The 18509-nt window shown below is 60.1% G+C and carries 16 protein-coding genes and 1 pseudogene; 12 read left to right on the top strand and 5 right to left on the bottom strand.

Going from position 1 to position 18509, the window contains the following annotated elements; translation table 11 throughout:
• The first annotated feature begins 64 nt into the window (after nt 1–64).
• Nucleotides 65–1036 (top strand): annotated as a pseudogene (locus AB4O12_RS21965) (IS110 family RNA-guided transposase).
• 72 nt (nt 1037–1108) lie between these two features.
• On the opposite strand, the gene AB4O12_RS21960 reads toward AB4O12_RS21965, so the two are convergent.
• A complete protein-coding gene (locus AB4O12_RS21960; protein WP_252877189.1) occupies nt 1109–2062 on the bottom strand; it encodes a homoserine kinase in 954 nt (317 codons plus the stop codon).
• A gap of 55 nt (nt 2063–2117) precedes the next feature.
• Nucleotides 2118–2408, bottom strand: a complete 291-nt coding sequence (locus AB4O12_RS21955) for a DUF2782 domain-containing protein (protein WP_041476480.1) — start codon at nt 2406–2408, stop codon at nt 2118–2120.
• A gap of 74 nt (nt 2409–2482) precedes the next feature.
• Between AB4O12_RS21955 and polA the strand changes: the two genes are divergently transcribed.
• Nucleotides 2483–5287 carry a DNA polymerase I gene (gene polA, locus AB4O12_RS21950; RefSeq protein WP_460059732.1) on the top strand — a complete coding sequence of 935 codons (2805 nt, stop codon included), beginning with the start codon at nt 2483–2485 and terminating at the stop codon, nt 5285–5287.
• 401 nt (nt 5288–5688) lie between these two features.
• Here polA and yihA read toward each other — a convergent pair whose 3' ends face one another.
• Nucleotides 5689–6333 carry a ribosome biogenesis GTP-binding protein YihA/YsxC gene (gene yihA, locus AB4O12_RS21945; RefSeq protein ID WP_056791221.1) on the bottom strand — a complete coding sequence of 215 codons (645 nt, stop codon included), beginning with the start codon at nt 6331–6333 and terminating at the stop codon, nt 5689–5691.
• A 191-nt stretch (nt 6334–6524) separates the two neighbouring features.
• On the opposite strand from yihA, the gene AB4O12_RS21940 reads away from it, so the two are divergent.
• From AB4O12_RS21940 to AB4O12_RS21910, 7 genes are all read left to right on the top strand, one after another.
• Nucleotides 6525–6830, top strand: a complete 306-nt coding sequence (locus AB4O12_RS21940; protein WP_016772347.1) for a c-type cytochrome — start codon at nt 6525–6527, stop codon at nt 6828–6830.
• Between the two features lie 30 nt (nt 6831–6860).
• Nucleotides 6861–7472, top strand: a complete 612-nt coding sequence (locus AB4O12_RS21935; RefSeq protein ID WP_056791217.1) for a c-type cytochrome — start codon at nt 6861–6863, stop codon at nt 7470–7472.
• A 199-nt stretch (nt 7473–7671) separates the two neighbouring features.
• The gene (locus AB4O12_RS21930) at nt 7672–8313 is read left to right on the top strand and encodes a thiol:disulfide interchange protein DsbA/DsbL (protein ID WP_016772349.1); all 642 of its coding nucleotides are present in this window, start codon (nt 7672–7674) and stop codon (nt 8311–8313) included.
• Between the two features lie 14 nt (nt 8314–8327).
• Nucleotides 8328–9206, top strand: coding sequence for an endonuclease/exonuclease/phosphatase family protein (locus tag AB4O12_RS21925; RefSeq protein WP_024014985.1), 879 nt, complete (start codon nt 8328–8330; stop codon nt 9204–9206).
• Nucleotides 9203–11218, top strand: a complete 2016-nt coding sequence (locus AB4O12_RS21920) for a GGDEF domain-containing protein (RefSeq protein WP_095182297.1) — start codon at nt 9203–9205, stop codon at nt 11216–11218. Before AB4O12_RS21925 ends, AB4O12_RS21920 begins: the two co-directional genes overlap by 4 nt.
• A 101-nt stretch (nt 11219–11319) precedes the next feature.
• Nucleotides 11320–12102 carry an N-acetylmuramoyl-L-alanine amidase gene (locus AB4O12_RS21915; protein WP_353188719.1) on the top strand — a complete coding sequence of 261 codons (783 nt, stop codon included), beginning with the start codon at nt 11320–11322 and terminating at the stop codon, nt 12100–12102.
• 75 nt (nt 12103–12177) lie between these two features.
• A complete protein-coding gene (locus AB4O12_RS21910) occupies nt 12178–13791 on the top strand; it encodes an EAL domain-containing protein (protein ID WP_315435065.1) in 1614 nt (537 codons plus the stop codon).
• On the opposite strand, the gene AB4O12_RS21905 is transcribed toward AB4O12_RS21910, so the two are convergent.
• Both AB4O12_RS21905 and algB read right to left on the bottom strand, forming a co-directional pair.
• A complete protein-coding gene (locus tag AB4O12_RS21905) occupies nt 13788–15578 on the bottom strand; it encodes an ATP-binding protein (RefSeq protein WP_056791205.1) in 1791 nt (596 codons plus the stop codon). The two genes, AB4O12_RS21910 and AB4O12_RS21905, sit on opposite strands and share 4 nt — an antisense overlap.
• Before the next feature lie 10 nt (nt 15579–15588).
• The gene (gene algB, locus AB4O12_RS21900) at nt 15589–16935 is read right to left on the bottom strand and encodes a sigma-54-dependent response regulator transcription factor AlgB (RefSeq protein ID WP_024014980.1); all 1347 of its coding nucleotides are present in this window, start codon (nt 16933–16935) and stop codon (nt 15589–15591) included.
• A 428-nt stretch (nt 16936–17363) separates the two neighbouring features.
• Between algB and AB4O12_RS21895 the strand changes: the two genes are divergently transcribed.
• The 3 genes from AB4O12_RS21895 to AB4O12_RS21885 all read left to right on the top strand — a co-directional run bounded on the left by AB4O12_RS21895 (nt 17364) and on the right by AB4O12_RS21885 (nt 18354).
• Nucleotides 17364–17648 carry a hypothetical protein gene (locus AB4O12_RS21895; RefSeq protein ID WP_024014979.1) on the top strand — a complete coding sequence of 95 codons (285 nt, stop codon included), beginning with the start codon at nt 17364–17366 and terminating at the stop codon, nt 17646–17648.
• A 74-nt stretch (nt 17649–17722) separates the two neighbouring features.
• The gene (locus AB4O12_RS21890) at nt 17723–17887 is read left to right on the top strand and encodes a DUF1328 domain-containing protein (protein WP_003177151.1); all 165 of its coding nucleotides are present in this window, start codon (nt 17723–17725) and stop codon (nt 17885–17887) included.
• Between the two features lie 2 nt (nt 17888–17889).
• The gene (locus AB4O12_RS21885) at nt 17890–18354 is read left to right on the top strand and encodes an inhibitor of vertebrate lysozyme family protein (RefSeq protein WP_130899314.1); all 465 of its coding nucleotides are present in this window, start codon (nt 17890–17892) and stop codon (nt 18352–18354) included.
• The last annotated feature ends 155 nt before the right edge of the window (nt 18355–18509 follow it).

The following is an 18509-nucleotide window of genomic DNA, read 5'->3' as shown; positions in this document are numbered from 1 at the left end:
CGCATTCGCAAGGTTGGACAGAGTGACGTGATGATCGCAACAGGGAACAAGTGGAGAATCAATCATGTCCGGTTTCGTTGGCGTCGACATCGCAAAGAACACCTTTGATATCGCTACACACCAGCCCAACGGCAAGCACAAAACCAAGGCCAAGCTGGCCAACGATCCAAAGGGCTTTAAAGAGTTTGAGGCGTGGCTAGAAAAAAATGCCGAGCGTTCGGCCCTGATCGTGATGGAAGCCACCAGCGTCTACCACTTGGAGCTCGCGGAATTCGTTTACAACAAAGGCTTCCGGGTCTGCGTCGTGAACCCGGCTACGACCAAAGCGTACGCTGACAGCGAACTGCGCCGCATCAAGACTGATAAAAGCGATGCCAAACTGATCGCCGACTTTGCCCGGGAAAAGGATCAAAAACTTCACCCATGGGCGCCTGAGCCGCTGAAATACCGCCAGTTAAAAGCAATGGTGCGCCGCCTGGATGACCTTCAGGAAATGGAACAAATGGAGCTTAATCGTCTGGACGTTTCCGACGAAAAGGTCAAAGACTCGATCAACTCCGTTCTGCGCCATATCGAAAAAGAGATCGTAGAAACGCATAAGGCGATCAAAAAACACATCGATGACGACCCGGATATGCGTCAGATGCGGGATCTCATCGTAACCATCGACGGCATCGGACAAAAAACGCTTTAACGATTGCTCGCCGAACTGGGTGACTTGCGCAAATACAGTGATCCTCGCCAACTGGTCGCTGCTGCAGGGCTCAATCCAAAGCTGCAGGAATCAGGAAAGCTCAAAGGTCACACCCTGATCTCAAGAGTAGGGTCAGCACGGCTGCGTGCAGGCCTTTACATGCCTGGCATGGTGGCGCTGAAACACAATAAGGCGATCAAGGCGATGAAAGAACGCCTGGAAGCCAATGGCAAGGCCCCCAAGCAGATCATCTGCGCAGCAATGCGCAAGCTGCTGCACTTCGTCTACGGAGTGCTCAAGTCTGGACTGCCATATGACCCGAAACTTGCGCTTGCCCGGTGAGGCTCAAGACGGTATCTACAGGGTGTACATCAATCCCTTGTAGGAGCTGCCGAAGGCTGCGATCTTTTGATCTTAAAGGGCGAAAGGCAACGGTGTGTGCACCTGCTGCCGCTGCGCCAGGCGCTGCTCGAATTCCTGCGGATCGTGAATCAACACGTCCTGCCCGGCGAACTGCTCGGCGGCGATCAGGCGTGACAGCCAGAACCGCACACAAGCCACACGCAACATCGTTGGCCAGAGCTCAGCCTCCGCCGCCGTGAACGGGCGCAGCGCCGCGTAGGCACCGAGGAATGCCCGGGCGCGCGGGCCATCGATCACGCCCTCCTCGTCCGAACACCAGTCATTCAACGCGATCGCCACGTCGTACAGCATCGGCCCCGAGCAGGCGTTGTAGAAGTCGATCAACCCGGTCAGATGGGTGCCTTCGAACATGGCGTTGTCGCGGAACAGATCGGCGTGAATATTGGCGCGAGGTAGCGCAAGAATCTTCTCTTTGCGCTCGGTGATCTCATCCAGCGCCTTTTGCAGCAAGGCACGCGGCTCATCGCTCAGGTGCGAGAGAAATTCAGTGCCCTCCTCCAGCATCCAGTCCAGGCCGCGATCGGTCTTGCGCTTGATCATGCGCTCGCCCTGGGTTGCCAGATGCAGATGCGCCTGCAACTCGCCGACCTGCGCGCAATGCTGGGCGTTGGCGACCTTGATGTGCTTGCCCGACAGACGCGGTTGCAGCAGCGCCGGTTTGCCTTTGAGCTCACGCAGGGCCAAGCCGTCGGTGGTGCGCAGGGCGTAAGGCACCGGCAGTTCGGCTTCGTGCAGCACGTCGAGCAGGTCGATGAAGAACGGCATCTCCTGCACCGGGCCGCGTTCGACCAGGGTCAGGACAAACTCGCCCTGCTCCAGACTGATGAAGAAATTGGTGTTTTCGCTGCCGGCGGCGATCCCCTGGAAATCAAGCAGGCGGCCGAGCCCGTAAGGGGCGAGAAAGGTTTCCAGCTCGGGCCGAGCCAGGGGAGTGAACACAGACATGTCTTGACTGCCAGTACGGGCGCCGCAACGGCGGCGCCACAAGTGAATTAAAAACCTACTTCCATTCGAAGATCTTCCATGACGGGATCAGCATATCCGGCTGGTCCGAGCGGATGAAGTTGGCATCCGTCCCGTCGGCGCGCACCAGAAAGTACGGCGGCGCGCCCTTCGGCGTGACCTTGATCGCATACAGGAAACCGTTCTGACGGTACTCCTGAATAGTCTTGTCGCCCTCCGTGCGGATGGTGACCTCGGGGTCGCCGCCCGGCGCATCATCCGCCGCAATCGCGGCCAGTGGTGAGACAGCGATCAACCCGACCAGCAGCAAGCGATTTAACGTACGCATGATAACCTTGTCCCTTTGTCGTCAACGGTCCCGCTATTCTAGCGCCGGACCCGCCGAAAAGGTTGATCCTGCTCATGAGCCAAGCCCCCCTCGTCCTGGTGGACGGTTCGTCTTACCTGTACCGCGCCTTTCATGCACTGCCACCACTGACCACGTCCAAAGGCCTGCCGACCGGTGCGGTCAAAGGCGTGCTGAACATGCTCAAGAGTCTGCGCAAGCAGTACCCGGACAGCCCCTTCGCCGTGGTGTTCGACGCCAAGGGCGGAACATTTCGTGACGAGATGTACGCCGAATACAAGGCCAACCGGCCGAGCATGCCCGATGACATGCGCGTGCAGATCGAGCCGCTGCACCAGAGCGTGATCGCCCTCGGCTTCCCGCTGCTGTGCGTGGACGGCGTCGAAGCCGACGACGTGATCGGCACCCTCGCTCGCAGCAGTGCGGCGGCCGATCGCCCGGTGATCATCTCCACCGGTGACAAGGACATGGCGCAACTGGTCGACGGCCACATTACCTTGGTCAACACCATGTCCGGTAGCTCGATGGATGTGGAAGGCGTGAAGGAGAAATTTGGCGTCGCACCGGAGCAGATCATCGATTATCTGGCGCTGATGGGCGATTCCTCCGACAACATTCCGGGCGTGCCGGGCATCGGCCCGAAGACGGCGTCCGGCCTGTTGGTCGGCGTCAACGGCGGTCTGACCGAGCTGTACGCCAACCTCGACATCGTGCCGACCCTGCCGATCCGTGGCGCAAAAACCCTGCCGGCCAAGCTCGAAGAGCACAAGGAAATGGCTTTCCTGTCCTATCAACTGGCGACTATCAAGGTCGACGTGCCGCTGGATATCGGCCTCGATGATCTGCAGATGGGCCAGGAAGATCCGGCCAAACTCTACGAGCTGTACACCCTGCTGGAATTCAAGAGCTGGCTCAATGATCTGGATCGCGATGCCAAGCGTCTGGAACTGAGTGCGGCGGCCGAACCTGCGCCCGCCCATGATCTGTTCAGCGCCCCGCAAGCCGAGGCACCTGTTGCCCCTGCCGAGGCCGCGTACGAAACCATCCTCGATCAGGCTCGCTTCGACGTCTGGCTGGAAAAACTGCGCAACGCCAAACTGATCGCCTTCGACACTGAGACCACCGGCATCGACGCGCAGCGAGCGCAACTGGTCGGTCTGTCGTTCGCCGTACAGGCCAACGAAGCTGCGTACATCCCGCTGACCCACTCCTACATCGGCGTGCCTGAGCAGCTGGATCGCGACACCGTGCTGCGCGCACTCAAGCCGATTCTGGAAGACCCGAGCAAACTCAAGGTTGGCCAGCACGCCAAGTTCGACATGAACATTCTGGCCAACTGCGCCATTGGCGGCGATCAGAGTGAAGGCATCAGCGTGCGCGGCATCGCCTTCGACACCATGCTCGAGTCCTACGTACTCAATTCCACCGCGACCCGTCACGACATGGACAGCCTCGCGCAGAAGTACCTTGACCACACCACGGTGAGCTTCCAGGACATCGCCGGCAAAGGTGCCAAGCAACTGACCTTCGACCAGATCGCTCTGGAACAGGCCGGGCCGTATGCCGCCGAAGACGCCGACATCACTCTGCGCCTGCACCAGATCCTGTTCGACAAGCTCAGCGCGATTCCGAGCCTGGCCAGCGTCTTGACCGACATCGAAATCCCACTGGTACCGGTACTGGCGCGCATCGAACGCCAGGGCGCGTTCGTCGATGCCGAACTGCTCGGCATTCAGAGCATTGAGCTGGGCAACAAAATGGTCGCGCTGGAGCGTGAAGCCTTCGAAATTGCCGGGGAGGAATTCAACCTCGGCTCGCCGAAGCAGCTGGGCGTGATTCTCTATGAGAAGCTCGGCCTGCCGGTGCTGAAGAAAACCGCCAAGGGCCAGCCGTCCACCGCTGAAGAAGTGCTGGCGAAACTCGCCGAAGACGATCACCGCTTGCCGAAGGTGCTGATGGAGCACCGCTCGATGAGCAAGCTGAAAAGCACCTACACCGATCGCCTGCCCGAGCAGATCAACCCGCGCACCGGGCGCATCCACACCTCGTATCACCAGGCTGTGGCTTCGACCGGACGCCTGTCCTCCAGTGATCCGAACCTGCAGAACATTCCGGTGCGCACCGCCGAAGGCCGACGCATTCGTCAGGCGTTCGTCGCGCCGAAGGGCTACAAACTACTGGCGGCGGACTACTCGCAGATCGAATTGCGGATCATGGCCCACCTGTCCCGCGACGAAGGCCTGATGAAAGCCTTTCGCAACAATCTCGACGTGCACACTGCAACCGCTGCCGAAGTATTCAAGGTCGAGCTTGATCAAGTGACCTCCGACCAGCGCCGCAGCGCCAAGGCGATCAACTTCGGTCTGATCTACGGCATGGGCGCGCAGAAGCTCGGCAAGGACATCGGCGTCGACACCAAGACCGCCAAGGCCTACATCGATACTTACTTCGCTCGTTATCCAGGCGTTCGCGAATACATGGAGCGCACTCGTGCGCAGGCGGCGGATCAGGGTTACGTCGAAACTTTCTTCGGTCGTCGCCTGTACTTGCCGGAGATCAACTCGAACAAGCCGCAGGAACGCGCCGCTGCAGAACGCACAGCGATCAACGCGCCGATGCAGGGCACCGCAGCGGACATCATCAAGAAAGCCATGGTGGCAGTGGATAACTGGCTGGCCACGTCGGGGCTGGATGCCCGGGTCATCCTGCAAGTGCACGACGAACTGGTGCTGGAGGTTCGCGAGGATCTGGTCGAGCAGGTCAGCGCCGAAATTCGTACGCACATGAGCGAAGCGGCGAAACTGGATGTGCCGCTGCTGGTGGAAGTTGGCGTGGGCAACAACTGGGATGAGGCGCACTGAGTTTGTAGAGGTGCCGCGACGCGACGTCGCGGCAAGCCTCGTAAACCGGCTTAGAACGATAAATGCTTGAGGCTATTCCAAAGCTTTTTGAAAAAATCTGAACTAATCTGTCGACCGAACACTCTGAGATACTGAATGGCTGGTGAAGCCCTTCGATGCTCCTATGTTGTGTTAAGTGTTGGCAGATATCTGAACCCCGCCCTAGCGGTTCGGAACTTAAACCCCGGAACTTCTCCCTCCCCAATGAAGTCCGGGGCTTTTTTTTGCCCCAAAACTGGCTGTGATGCCGTCATGCTGCGTTAAAAGCACCGCTAAAAATGCTCATTTAGGTACCCTAAACTCCGCTTTTTAGCGGTGCTTTCGCCTTGCCTGACAGCACCACAGTCAGTTTTGAAATTGTCTTACTCGGCTGCCGCCTCGGTGTTTTTGTCTGCCAGTTCCATCCAGTCGGCCAATACGGTGTAGGCCTCTTCCAGGCCCATGCGTTTTGGTGCGGAGAACAGTTGGATGGTGATCGAGTCGCCCCAGCCCTTGCGGATTTCCGACTGTACTTTCAGCAGGGTGTTCTTGGCTGCGCCGTAGGTGAGCTTGTCGGCTTTGGTCAGCAGAATGTGCATCGGCATGCCAGCGGCGACGGCCCAGTCGAGCATCAGCAGGTCGAAGTCGGTCATCGGATGGCGGATGTCCATCATCAGAATCAGACCTTTCAAACTCTCCCGACCACCGAGGTAAGCCTCAAGGTGGCGCTGCCAGTGTTGCTTGAGCGGGATCGGTACTTTTGCATAACCGTAGCCCGGCAGGTCGACCAGACGGCGATCATCGTCTAGCTTGAAGAAGTTCAACAGCTGTGTGCGACCCGGAGTTTTCGAGGTGCGCGCCAGGCTGGCGTGGGTCAGGGTGTTCAGCGCGCTGGATTTGCCGGCGTTGGAACGACCGGCAAACGCCACTTCGAAGCCTTCGTCGTCAGGGCATTGATCGACTTTGGCGGCACTGAGCATGAATGTGGACTGTTGGCACAGGCCGAGGATGGGATTCTTGAGTTGCATGGGATTTCCGATGTGGGCGGCGCCGGGATTGGGCGCGGAACGCGGTGTCGCTTCCGTTTCAGTGACGCCAGTATATAATGCCGCAGATTTTGTGTGTGCTTTGTCCCAGCGAAGGATGAAGCTCACGAGAGCGACAGACTTTGATTGCGCATTAGAACGCAGAACGCTCTCAACCCTGAAAAGGTCGTTTTATGACGAAATGGCTGCTGGCTGCCGGAGTCTTGATGCCGCTTTACAGCGCACAGGCTACACAGGATCCGGAAGCCGTGTACAACCGTGTTTGTGGTGCCTGTCATTCCGGCCAACTACCCATGGCGCCCGCAAGAGGCGATCAGGAAGCTTGGACGCCGAGGTTGGCGAAAGGTATGGGGACGCTGGTGCAACACGTGACCCAGGGTTTCAAGGCGATGCCGCCGCGTGGTTTGTGCATGGACTGCAGTGCCGAGGATTACCAGGCCATCATCCTGTGGATGAGCGAGAGTAAGCCCGGTCCATAACTTAACCCTTAGCCGTAGTTGGATTAGCTGATGAACAAATTGATCGTGAGTCTGCTGTTGACCGTGGGAATTTCAGGTATCGCCCATGCTGCCGGCGATGCCGCAGCAGGCCAGGCCAAAGCTGCCGTTTGCGGGGCCTGCCATGGCCCGGACGGCAACAGCATGGCGCCAAACTTTCCGAAACTGGCAGGTCAGGGTGAACGCTACCTCGACAAGCAATTGCACGACATCAAGTCGGGCAAGCGCGTGGTGCTGGAAATGACCGGGCTGCTGACCAACCTGAATGATCAGGATCTGGCCGACATCGCTGCGTACTTCGCCAGTCAGAAAGGCAGTGTCGGCGCCGCCGATCCGAAGATCGTCGCTCGCGGTGAAGCGCTGTTCCGTGGCGGCAACCTGGAAAAAGGCCTGCCAGCCTGCACCGGTTGCCATTCGCCGAACGGTGCCGGCAATGCCGCCGCAGGCTTCCCGCACCTGGGTGGCCAGCACGCTCAATACATCGCCAAGCAACTGACCGATTTCCGCAAGGAAGACGGCGGTCGCGCCAACGACGGCGACGCGATGACCATGCGCACCATCGCGCGCAAGCTGAGCGACGAAGACATCGCTGCGGTTTCCAGCTACATCCAGGGCCTGCACTGAGGCCCTGAATCGAGGGCTGAACGAGGCGCGCAGCGCCGGCCACGTTAACGCTCGATTAATCCTTCGCAGCAAGTATAAAAAGGGTGGCTTTGGCCGCCCTTTTTTGTGGCCGCTGCCGTTACACTACAGCACTCATGCCCGCCAGGATCTGTGTCGCAACAGGTCGAGCGAGGCGACCCAAATTGTTCAGGAGTAAAGCATGCGTAATCTGATCATCAGCGCCGCCCTCGTCGCTGCCAGCCTGTTCGGCGTCACCGCCCAGGCCGCTGAAGCCCCTGCCGCCCCTTATGTCGAACTGGCCAATCCGGTGCCGGTTGCAAAGCCTGGCAAGATCGAAGTGGTCGAGCTGTTCTGGTACGGCTGCCCGCATTGCTACGCTTTTGAGCCAGTGATCAATCCATGGGTTGAAAAATTGCCGTCCGACGTCAACTTCGTGCGCATTCCCGCCATGTTCGGCGGCCCATGGGACGCTCACGGCCAGATGTTCCTGACTCTGGAAGCCATGGGTGTCGAGCATCAGGTACACAACGCCGTGTTCAACGCGATCCAGAAAGAACACAAGAAGCTCACCGACAAGAACGACATGGCTGACTTCCTCGCCACTCAAGGCGTGGACAAGGACAAGTTCCTCGCCACTTTCGACTCGTTCGCTATCAAAGGCCAGATCGTCAAGGCCCGTGAGCTGGCGAAGAAGTACGAAATTACTGGCGTGCCAACCATGATCGTCAATGGTAAATACCGCTTCGACATCGGCTCTGCCGGTGGTGCCGAGCAAGCATTGAAGCTGGCTGACGATCTGGTCGCCAAAGAGCGAGCGGCGAACAAGGCTGCTGCCAACTAAGCGCGGCATTCGCCATGCGCCGCTGGAAGTCCGAACGCATCGTTGGCCTGCATGATCCGCAGGTCAACGAGCATCACCTGGCGTCTACGGGCCTGCCCGCAGACCAGCGTCTGCGCTTGCTCAGTTTCAACATTCAGGTCGGCATCAGCACCGAGCGCTATCGGCATTACCTGACCCGCAGCTGGCAGCATCTGCTGCCGCACACCGGGCGTTCCGGCAATCTACAGAAGATCGGTGACCTGCTCGGCGACTTCGATCTGGTCGCGCTGCAGGAAGCCGATGGCGGCAGCCTGCGTTCGGGCTACGTCAATCAGGTCGAACATCTGGCCCACCTCGGCGCCTTTCCCTACTGGTATCAACAACTCAATCGCAACCTCGGTCGACTGGCCCAGCACAGCAATGGCGTGCTCAGTCGCCTGAAGCCGTGGGCGATCGAGGATCATCCGCTGCCCGGCCCGAAAGGTCGCGGCGCGATCCTGCTGCGCTTCGGCGAAGGTCCGGAAGCGTTGGTGGTGGTAATGATGCACCTGGCCCTCGGCGCGCGGACGCGCAGCCTGCAACTGGCCTACATTCGTGATTTGATCAGCGGCTACAAGCATCAGGTGCTGATGGGCGACATGAATACCCATGCCAGCGACCTGCTCGAACACTCGCCATTACGCGATCTCGGCCTGCTGGCCCCGCAGGTGGAAGCGACCTTCCCCAGCTGGCGCCCACAGCGTTGCCTTGATCATATTCTGCTCAGCCCGACCCTGACCCTGGAAAAGGTCGAGGTACTGGCCCAGCCCATTTCCGATCACCTGCCGGTCGCGGTGGAAATTCGTCTGCCGGGTTCGCTCACGGCCGACGCATTGCCCGCGTTGAGCCCTGCCCCTCGCGGAACCTGTGAATGAGCGACGACGCCCAGCGCTGGAAAGAGAAGTACCTCAAGAGCATCGAACAGCAGGACAAGCTCGAACGCCGCTGGGCCGCGCGACTCGACCTGCTGCGGCGCGGTCTGGTGCGCAGCACGCTGGCGGCCGAAGGCACCGACAAGGCTGTCGATCAGTGCATGAAAGAAATGCGCGAAGTGGTGCGCACCGATGACATGGACGCCGGCCTCGCCGCCCTGCTGCCGCGTCTGGAAAAAGCCGTGCTCGACTCCGAGCAGCGCCGTGAGACCCGCATTGATCAGGTCAGCACCGCGCTGACCGCGCTGGTCACCCAGTTGCAGGCTTTGCCATTGCCGCGCGAAGTCGCGCAACCGCTGAAGAAATTCGCCAAACAACTGGACAGCCGCGTCGGTCAGGCGCGGGAAATGCCACTGCTGCTGAGCGAGCTCAGTGGCTTGCAGGGCAAGGCCTTGAGTCAGTTGGAGACGCCTGCCGAGCCGGGTCGGCCGGGGTTGTTGCAGCGTTTGTTTGGTAGTCGCGACAGTGAAGAAACCGTTGCACCGGCGGCCGACATACCAGCAACACCAGTGCCGCAGCTGGTCGAAGCTCAGCAGCCTGAACCGGAGCCTGCGCAATCGGCACCGGTGGCCAACGCGGAGCCAGCGATCGCAGCGCCCGAGACCATCATCGAAACGTCCGCCCAGACGCCGCCTGATGAGCCGCAAGTCGTTGCGTTCGCTGCGCCTGTGGTCGTCGTTGAAGCCGAGCCAGCGCAAGTTGAACCCGCCGCGGACGCCGAGATGACCGTCGCTGCGCCAGCAACCGAGGCGTTCAACCCCGATGAACTGATCCACCCCGGCGATCCCTCGCCGCTGCTCCTCGACAGCCTGCCCTTGCCCGAGCCAATCGCTCAAGCATTGGCCGCTATCGACCCGGAGCAGTCGGAACACGACATCCTCTTCGCTCTGCCGGATTCCCCGGAGCCGTCCTACAGCTCCGTGGCCAGACACATCGAAGACACGCTGATCGGCCTGCTCGACGACCTGACCCTGCCCGAGCGCCACCGGCCGCAAGCCGAAGCCATGCGCGAACGGCTCAAACACGGACTGAACTGGTACGAGCTGCTACCGATCCTCGACGATCTCGCAACCTTGATGCTGGCGATTACCGATAGCGGTCAGCACGAATTCGAAGCCTATCTGCAACAGCTCAACGAACGCCTTGAAGCGTTCCAGAGCAACCTGCAAGCGGCCAGCGAAGGGCATGCCGACAACAGCTCGGCGGCGCGGGCCATGGACACGCAGATTCGCGAGCAGGTCGACGGCTTGCAGAGCAGCGTCCAGCAAGCAGCCGACCTCGATGACCTCAAGCATGTGCTGGAGAATCATCTGGAAGGCCTGCTGGGAACGATGGATCAGCACCAGAAGCAGCGCGACGCCCGCGAGCAGGAAGTCGCCGCCAGGTTGAAGAGCCTGTCGGAGCGCGTGGCGCATATGGAGCAGGAAGCCATGGGCTTCCGTGAACATCTTGAAGAGCAGCGGCAGAAAGCCCTGATCGATCCGTTGACCGGCCTGCCTAACCGCGCGGCGTGGAGTGAACGCCTGGAGCATGAAATCCAGCAATGGCAGCAGCACGGCAACACCCTTAGCCTGGCCATGCTCGACCTCGATCATTTCAAGCGCATCAACGACAGCTACGGCCACCTGGCCGGCGACAAAGTCCTGAAGATCATCGCCACAGTGCTGCGCAAGCGCCTGCGCGGCTCGGATTTCATCGCCCGTTTCGGCGGTGAAGAGTTTGTGCTGTTGCTGCCGGCGACGCCGCCAGCGGTTGGCGCAAAACTGCTGGAAACCCTGCGCGCGGCGATCGAAGCCTGCCCGTTTCATTTCAAGGGCGAGCGAGTGACCATTACGATTTCCATGGGACTGGCATCGTTCAAGGTCGGAGAACACAGCGATCTAGTGTTGAAAAGAGCCGATCAGGCGCTGTATCGGGCAAAAAACGCCGGACGCAACCGAGTGGAGCTCGGCTAAGGCAATTGTTCCATTTTGTTTAATTCCGCCCGCTGGCGAACGCTGGCCAAACCGGTACGTTACACTGTTGCATTACTGTCTTCTGCGTATTGTCCTCTGCCATGAAATTCTTTGCCCTTGTTGCCTCGCTGTTCGTCCTCGCTGGTTGCGCCAGCGGCCCGCGTTACGACACCAGCCACCCTTCGGCCAATTACGACAGCCGCATCCAGTTTGTCGTGGTGCATTACACCTCGGCGTCGCTGGAGCGTTCGCTGCAATTGCTGACCCATGGCGACGTCAGCAGCCATTACCTGATCGGCGATGACAACAACGCCACAATCTACAAACTGATGGACGAAAACCAACGGGCCTGGCACGCCGGCGAGAGTCAATGGCAAGGCCGCACCTGGTTGAACTCCAGCTCCATCGGCATCGAAATCGTCAATCCCGGCTACAAGGACACCCCGACCGGGCGCCTGTGGTATCCGTACAGCGAAGCGCAGATCCAGTCGCTTATTACGCTGCTCAAGGACATCAGCAAACGCAACGGCATCAGCCCGCGGCACATCATTGGTCACAGCGACATTGCGCCGCTGCGCAAGCTTGATCCGGGGCCATTGTTTCCGTGGAAACGTCTCGCTGATGAAGGCTTGGGACTGTGGCCGAACGAGCAAGCGGTAGCGCGTCAGCAAGCCGTGTTCAACAGCAGTCCGCTGCCGGAACCAGGCTGGTTCCAGGCGCAACTTGCGCGCCTGGGTTACGACACGCCGCAAACCGGCGAACTGGACGTCGCCACGCGCCATGTCCTCGCCGCGTTCCAGATGCATTACCGCCCTGCTCGCTTCGACGGCACGCCGGATGCGCAAACCGCAGCACTTCTTCTGGTCCTCAATCAGACAAAATAATGACGCCCGCCCGACGGTCAGGGCGAAATCGCAATCAGCAGCTATAACTCATGGTAATTCTTCGGAAAATCCTTGATGGCTGCGACCCGAGAGACGCTGCGTAGCTGGTTTTATCGCCCTGCTTTTTTGGCGATGATCGCGGCTGTCCTCAGCGCCAGCCTGTTGATCGCCGGCGGTATGTTCGCGGCGATACGCCAGATAGAAATGCGCGAGAGCCAGGAAATGAACGCCCAGGGCGAGCGTTTCCTCGCTCGCCTCGAACAATTGTTCGGTCAGTTGCGCGAAAGTCTCGACGACCTTGAAGCCCAGCCCTTGCGCGGCTGCGACGAAGAAATGATCGCGACTCTGCAGCAAGTCACCTTCAACTACCGCTTCGTCTATGAAGCGGCATATATGGACGCTTCGCGATTCTGCTCCAACCGTCCGCGCCAGGAAGGTCTGTCGTTGGTGCGCGCGCCGGACATTCAGGGCCCGACCTACAGCTATTGGCTGAATACCACCACCGAACCCGATGAAAACCGCGCGGCACTGATGCTCGGGCGCGGTAACTTTCGTGTCGCTACCTCGCGCGGACATTTGACCGACATGGTCGATCTGTCGCCCGGCAGCAGCCTGCTGGTGGTACTCGATCACGGCACTCGCGCGATCCCGGTGCTCGGCACCGCACAGACCTGGCCACCGACCGAACCCTGGCCACCGAAGAGCCGTGATGCGCTGCAAGTCACACAAACGCGGCTGATCTATCGCATGCCCACCGACAACCCGGAATATCAATTGGTGCTGATCACGCCGCGCACGGGCATGCACGTCCCGGCTGTGTGGTGGTGGCTGTTGCCGGTGTGCCTGATCGCCGGCGCCGTTGTCGGCTTTCTGACCTTGCTGCTGGTGCGTCAGCGCCAGTCACTGGATGCCGAGCTGCACGGAGCGATCCGCCGGGGTGAGTTGCAGGTGCTGTATCAGCCGATCTTCGACCTCGACAGCCGCCACTGCGTCGGCGCCGAAGCGCTGCTGCGCTGGCGGCGCCCGGACGGCACCCTGACCAGCCCCGACCTGTTCATTCCCATGGCCGAGAACACCGGGCAGATCCGGCAGATGACCGACTTCGTGTTGCAGCGTCTGCTCGAACAACTGGGCCAGTTACTGCGCGCCAATCCGCAGCTGTATATCTCGGTGAACCTCGCGGCCTGCGATGTCATGGTGCCGCGCATCGGCCAGGTCATGGCGCGGCTGCTGGCGCTGCACCGTGTCGCCGCGCGGCAGATAGCCTTCGAAGTGACCGAACGCGGTCTGATCGATGTAGTGGTGGCGCGGGAAAACCTGCAAGCCTTGCGCGACGTTGGCCATCAGGTGCTGATCGATGATTTCGGCACCGGCTATTGCAGCCTTGCCTATCTGCAGACCTTGCCGGTGGACTGCCTGAAGATCGACAAGGCGTTCATCGATGCGCTGGGCCATGACGCGGCGAGCAGCGGCGTCGCTCCGCACATCATTCACATGGCGCAGGCGCTGGATCTGAAAGTGATTGCCGAAGGCATCGAGCTGGAATCCCAGGCAGCGCTGCTCAGCAGTGAGGGGGTCAAGTTCGGTCAGGGCTGGCTGTTCGCCCACGCCTTGAGCGCCGTGCAATTCATCGAACTGATCACCCGAGGTCGACGCCTGGCCGGGCGGCGTATGGACGACGAGGCTTAAACGGCCAGCGCCATGTAGAACTGGGTGCCCTGCCCAGGCCGCGAGTAGACGCCCATGCGCCCGCCGTGCAACTGGACGATTTCCTTGCACAGCGCCAGGCCGAGCCCGGCGCCGCCCTTCTTGCGCCCGACCTGCACGAACGGCTCGAAAATCCGCCCCTGCTGGCCGTAGGCAATGCCTTCGCCATTGTCTTCGACGCTGATGATCACCCGCTCGCCATGGCGGCGCGCCTGAAGACGGATCTGGCCGTCGCGGGCGGTATGGCGCAAGGCGTTGTCGATCAGGTTGTCGAGGACGCGATCGAGTTGCGCCTGATCAGCCTGCAACCTTGGCAGCGGGCCTTGAATCTCGACGTTCAGCGCAACACCTTTGGCCGCAGCCACGTCGGCAAAGCGCAGTTGCGCCTGCTCCAGCAGGTCCTCAATGGAACATGGCGCCAGGGTGAGTTTCTGGAGACCGTTCTGGTAGCGCGAGAAATTCAGCAAGTCGTTGATCAACTGCATCAGCCGCTGCATTTCTTCGTTGACCGTATCCAGCAGGTCAGCTTCGCGCGATTCAGCCGGGAATTTCGCCCTCTCGCGAAACAGTCCGAAGGCCATGTGCATGCCGGTTACCGGCGTGCGCAGTTCATGGGAAGCGCGCAAGACAAACTCACTGCGCACGCGCTCGAACGCGCGTTGCTCGGTGACGTCGTGCAGCACCATCACCGCACCGAGAATATGCCCCTGGGTATGACTGACCGGCGTCAGGCTGTAAGTCAGCAGGCGCGATTCGCCATCGACTTCGATGCTCAGATCTTCCGGCGCGCGCTCCAGCGTGCCGCCGCGCAGGACCAATTGCAGTTGTGCATCCAGTTCCGGGCGGCCGAGCGCGGTGCCCAAGCCTTGGCCCAGTCGATCGTCTTCCCAGCCCAACTGGCGCTGAGCAACAGGGTTGAGGTGCTCGAGCTGGCCCTGGCGATCAATCATCAATAAACCGTCGTCGATGCTGTCGAGCACCGCTTGCAAGCGCTGCTGACCGGCCAACAGTTCGTCGACATTCATCGCCTGGTGTTCGCGCAACGCCTCGGCCATCAGGCCGAAGCGGCGCGACAGCAGGTTGACTTCCATGGCCGTGGAAATCGGCAGAGTCACGTCATAGTTGCCCTGGCCGATGTTGTCGGCAGCCTTGGCCAGCGCTTCGATCGGTGCGCCGAAGCGCCGAGCAATGCCCTGCGCCGTGACAAAACCGATGATCAGCACTGCCAGCCCGACCAGGCCAAGCAGCCCGGCTATCAGCAGGGCGCGTTCGCGAGCGGCGTGCTGCACCTCATTGATACTGTCCAGCGCGTGCTTGTGCTCAGCAATCAACCCATTACGCAGGATATTGAAGCGCTCGCGGAAATCCGCGCTGGTGCTGGCGTTCTTTGCCGCTTCGGCGGTGACGTCGAATGAGGCGAGGAAGTTCAGGTAATCGGCCTTGGCCTGGCGGAAACCGTAAGGCTGGCCATCGCCCTCCTGCTGCTGGGCGATGCCTTGGTCGAGCAACTCGAAGTAGTGCTGCTTGGACGCTTCGAACGCGACGGGGTCGGGCTTCTCGGCGAGCATGATGATCAATTGATCACCGAGGGTCTGGCGCAGCTTGAGGCCCAGATCCAGAGTGACAAAGTTGCTGCGCACCAGCGCTTCCTGCGACCCGGCCATCTGCATCACGCTGACCAGCCCGAGCAAGAGCCCGAGCAAGGCCACGGTGATCAACGCAGAAATGCTCAGGAACAGGCGCGTGCGCAGCTTGATCGCCAGTTTCATCGCGCAGTGCTCACAGGTTGTACTGCTTGCGTTTGCGATACAGGGTCGAGGCGTCGATGCCGAGGGTTTTCGCCGCTTGATCCAGAGTGCCGGCGGTGGCCAGAACCGCGCCGATGTGCGCTTTCTCCAGCTCGTCCAGGCTCAGCGCCGCGCCGACCCGTGGCGCGTTGTTGGCCGGTTGTTCGGCCATGCCCAGGTGGCTGATTTCCACGCGTTCCTGCGGGCAGATGATGCTCGCTCGCTCGACCACGTTGCGCAGTTCGCGAATGTTGCCCGGCCAGCGATAACCGAGCAGTGCTTCGCGGGCCTCGTCGCTGAAGCCCCGCGCCGGACGCGCGTACTCTTTGACGAAACGTGCGAGGAAGCGATCGGCAAGGGTCAGGATGTCTTCGGCGCGCTCGCGTAATGGCGGCAGATGCAGGGTGATGACGTTGAGGCGATAGAGCAGATCTTCGCGGAAGCGGCCGTCGCGGACCATGTCTTCGAGATTGAGGTTGGTGGCGGCGAGGATGCGCACATCGGCGCGGCGAGTGACCGGATCGCCGACCCGCTCGTATTCCTTGTCCTGGATGAAGCGCAGCAATTTTGGTTGCAACGTCAGAGGAAAGTCGCCGATCTCGTCGAGAAACAGCGTGCCGCCATCAGCCTGATTAACACGCCCCAAGGTGCTTTCACTGGCACCGGTAAACGCGCCACGACTATGGCCGAACAGCTCGCTTTCCATCAGCTCGGCAGTCAGCGACGGGCAGTTGATGGTGACGCAGGACTTCTTCTCGCGCTTGCTCCAGCCGTGGATCGCACGGGCCAGTTCACCTTTACCCGTACCGGACTCGCCAAGGATAAGAATGTTGGCGTCGGTGCTTGCGACCTGCCGTGCGGTTTCCAGCACGACTTTCATCGCCGGGCTGTGGGAATCGAGACCGTCTTTCGGTTTGCGGATCTCGCCTTCCAGCGCTTCGAGCCGCGCGGAGAGCTGGCGCACTTCCAGCTGCTTGGCGGTGGCCAGGCGCAGTTGATCAGGGCTGCACGGCTTGACCAGATAATCGGCGGCGCCAGCCTGGATGGCATCAACCGCAGTGTCGACCGCCGAATGGGCGGTGACGATCACTACGCGCATCCACGGCGCCTGAATGCGCATCTGTGCAAGGACGTCGAGACCGTTGTCCTCGCCCAGACGCAAATCAAGGAAGCACAGATCGAAGACCTGACGTTGCAGCAAAGCATCGGCCTGAGCTGCGCTATTGGCGGTGGCTACCGTATAGCCTTCGTCTTCGAGGCAATAACGAAACGTACGCAGGATGGCGGATTCATCGTCCACCAGCAGAATGCGGCCTTGTTGCTCAGTGGCAGATTCCATTTTTCCTACGCTCCATAGTGATTAGTCTTGGGTTAGTCCCGGAAAAATCGGGCAAGTTGCATGGTTGATTCTGAACGATACCAGCCATAGGAGGGTAGCTCTCTACTGCCATAACGGCTAATTCATTGATTTCGTTGAGTTTTAAAACATTCGGCGTTTTGCAGGGCAGATCCTGCGTCCTCTTCTGACATCTGCGTACCGGTAGCAATTCCATATCATCGAAATTTCCCACGAAATAATCGTGCATTGCGCACGACCGCAGAAGAGCCATCGTGCAGGATGCGTCGCAGGAAATTTCCGAAGAGTACGTAACTTATTGTTTTTATTGATAATTTCTGACATCAAAAAACTGGCATGCAGGCTGCAATACCTCACTCAGCCCGGGCAGAACAGCACTGCCCCAACAGAACAAGCGTGAGGAACACAGGATGACTCGCCCAATCGCCGCCCAAGTACGTATTTCGCCACTGCAGATCCAGCAAGGTCTGTTCGGTGTACTGGCGTTGCTGATCACCCTGATCGTCTGCCAGCAGTACATGAGCTGGGAAAACAGCCGTAAACCCGAGCCATTGATTTCGATGCAGCACAGCACTCAGACGCACTTCAGTGCCGTGAGCAGCAGCCAGGCTGAAAACGCTTCGATGCACATGATCGATGTCGACCAGGCGCAACCGCTGGATCAATTGCCACGGGAAGAGCGCTGGGTTTTCTAAGTCAGTGAATACACTCGGGCGCGTAGCGCCGGAAACCGGAAACACCCCTAAATAGAGAAGTAAGGAGAATCACCATGTTGAGCTGGGCAATTACATTCTTGATCATTGCCATCATCGCCGCCGTTCTGGGCTTCGGTGGTATCGCGGGCACCGCCACGGGTATCGCCAAGATTCTCTTTGTCGTGTTCCTGGTGATGTTCATCGCTTCCTTCTTCTTTGGCCGTCGCGGCCGAGGTTAACGATGATCGGTCTCAAGACATTGGCCGCCGCCCTGTTTCTGGGCGGCAGTGCCATGGCCATGGCGGCCAATGACGGCCAGACCCGGGTCAACGAACTGCTCGCCTCCGACGCGCAGTACCGTGAAACCTGGGAAGGCGTGATCAAAAAGGAAGAGCGCGTACCGGAATGGGTGATCAACCTGTCCGGCACTTCCGAGCAACAGATGCACGCCGTTACGGAAGATGGTGATCAGTATCTGGTCGGCCCGCTCTGCGAGAGTCAGGACAAGTGCCTGAATCACCGGTTGATCGTGGCCTTCAGCTTCGACAAGGATGACGCCTACGCCATGCTGGTCGATGTGCCGGAAGGTCTGCCGCAAGACAAGTCGCCGACGCGACACGCGACTTATCGCTTCTTCGGCAAACCTGATCAGGGCATGCAGGATCTGCTGATGGAAACCCTGAAGAAAGATCCGAAGTGGTACTGACGCAGGACGCGCAAAGGTTTCGAACACGAAAGCAGCGCCCCGCTGCTTTCCATTGCGCCGCCCGATGAGGGTCGGTGCATGACCAGGGGGCCGGGACGTTCTGACTGATGCAGAGTCGGAGTGACCTACGGGTACAGGGAGTACCTGCGCAAGGG

This window comes from Pseudomonas sp. S2_A05, assembly GCF_054668485.1.
Note: the sequence above shows the minus strand (reverse complement) of the source record. Positions and strands in the feature narration are given on the sequence as shown.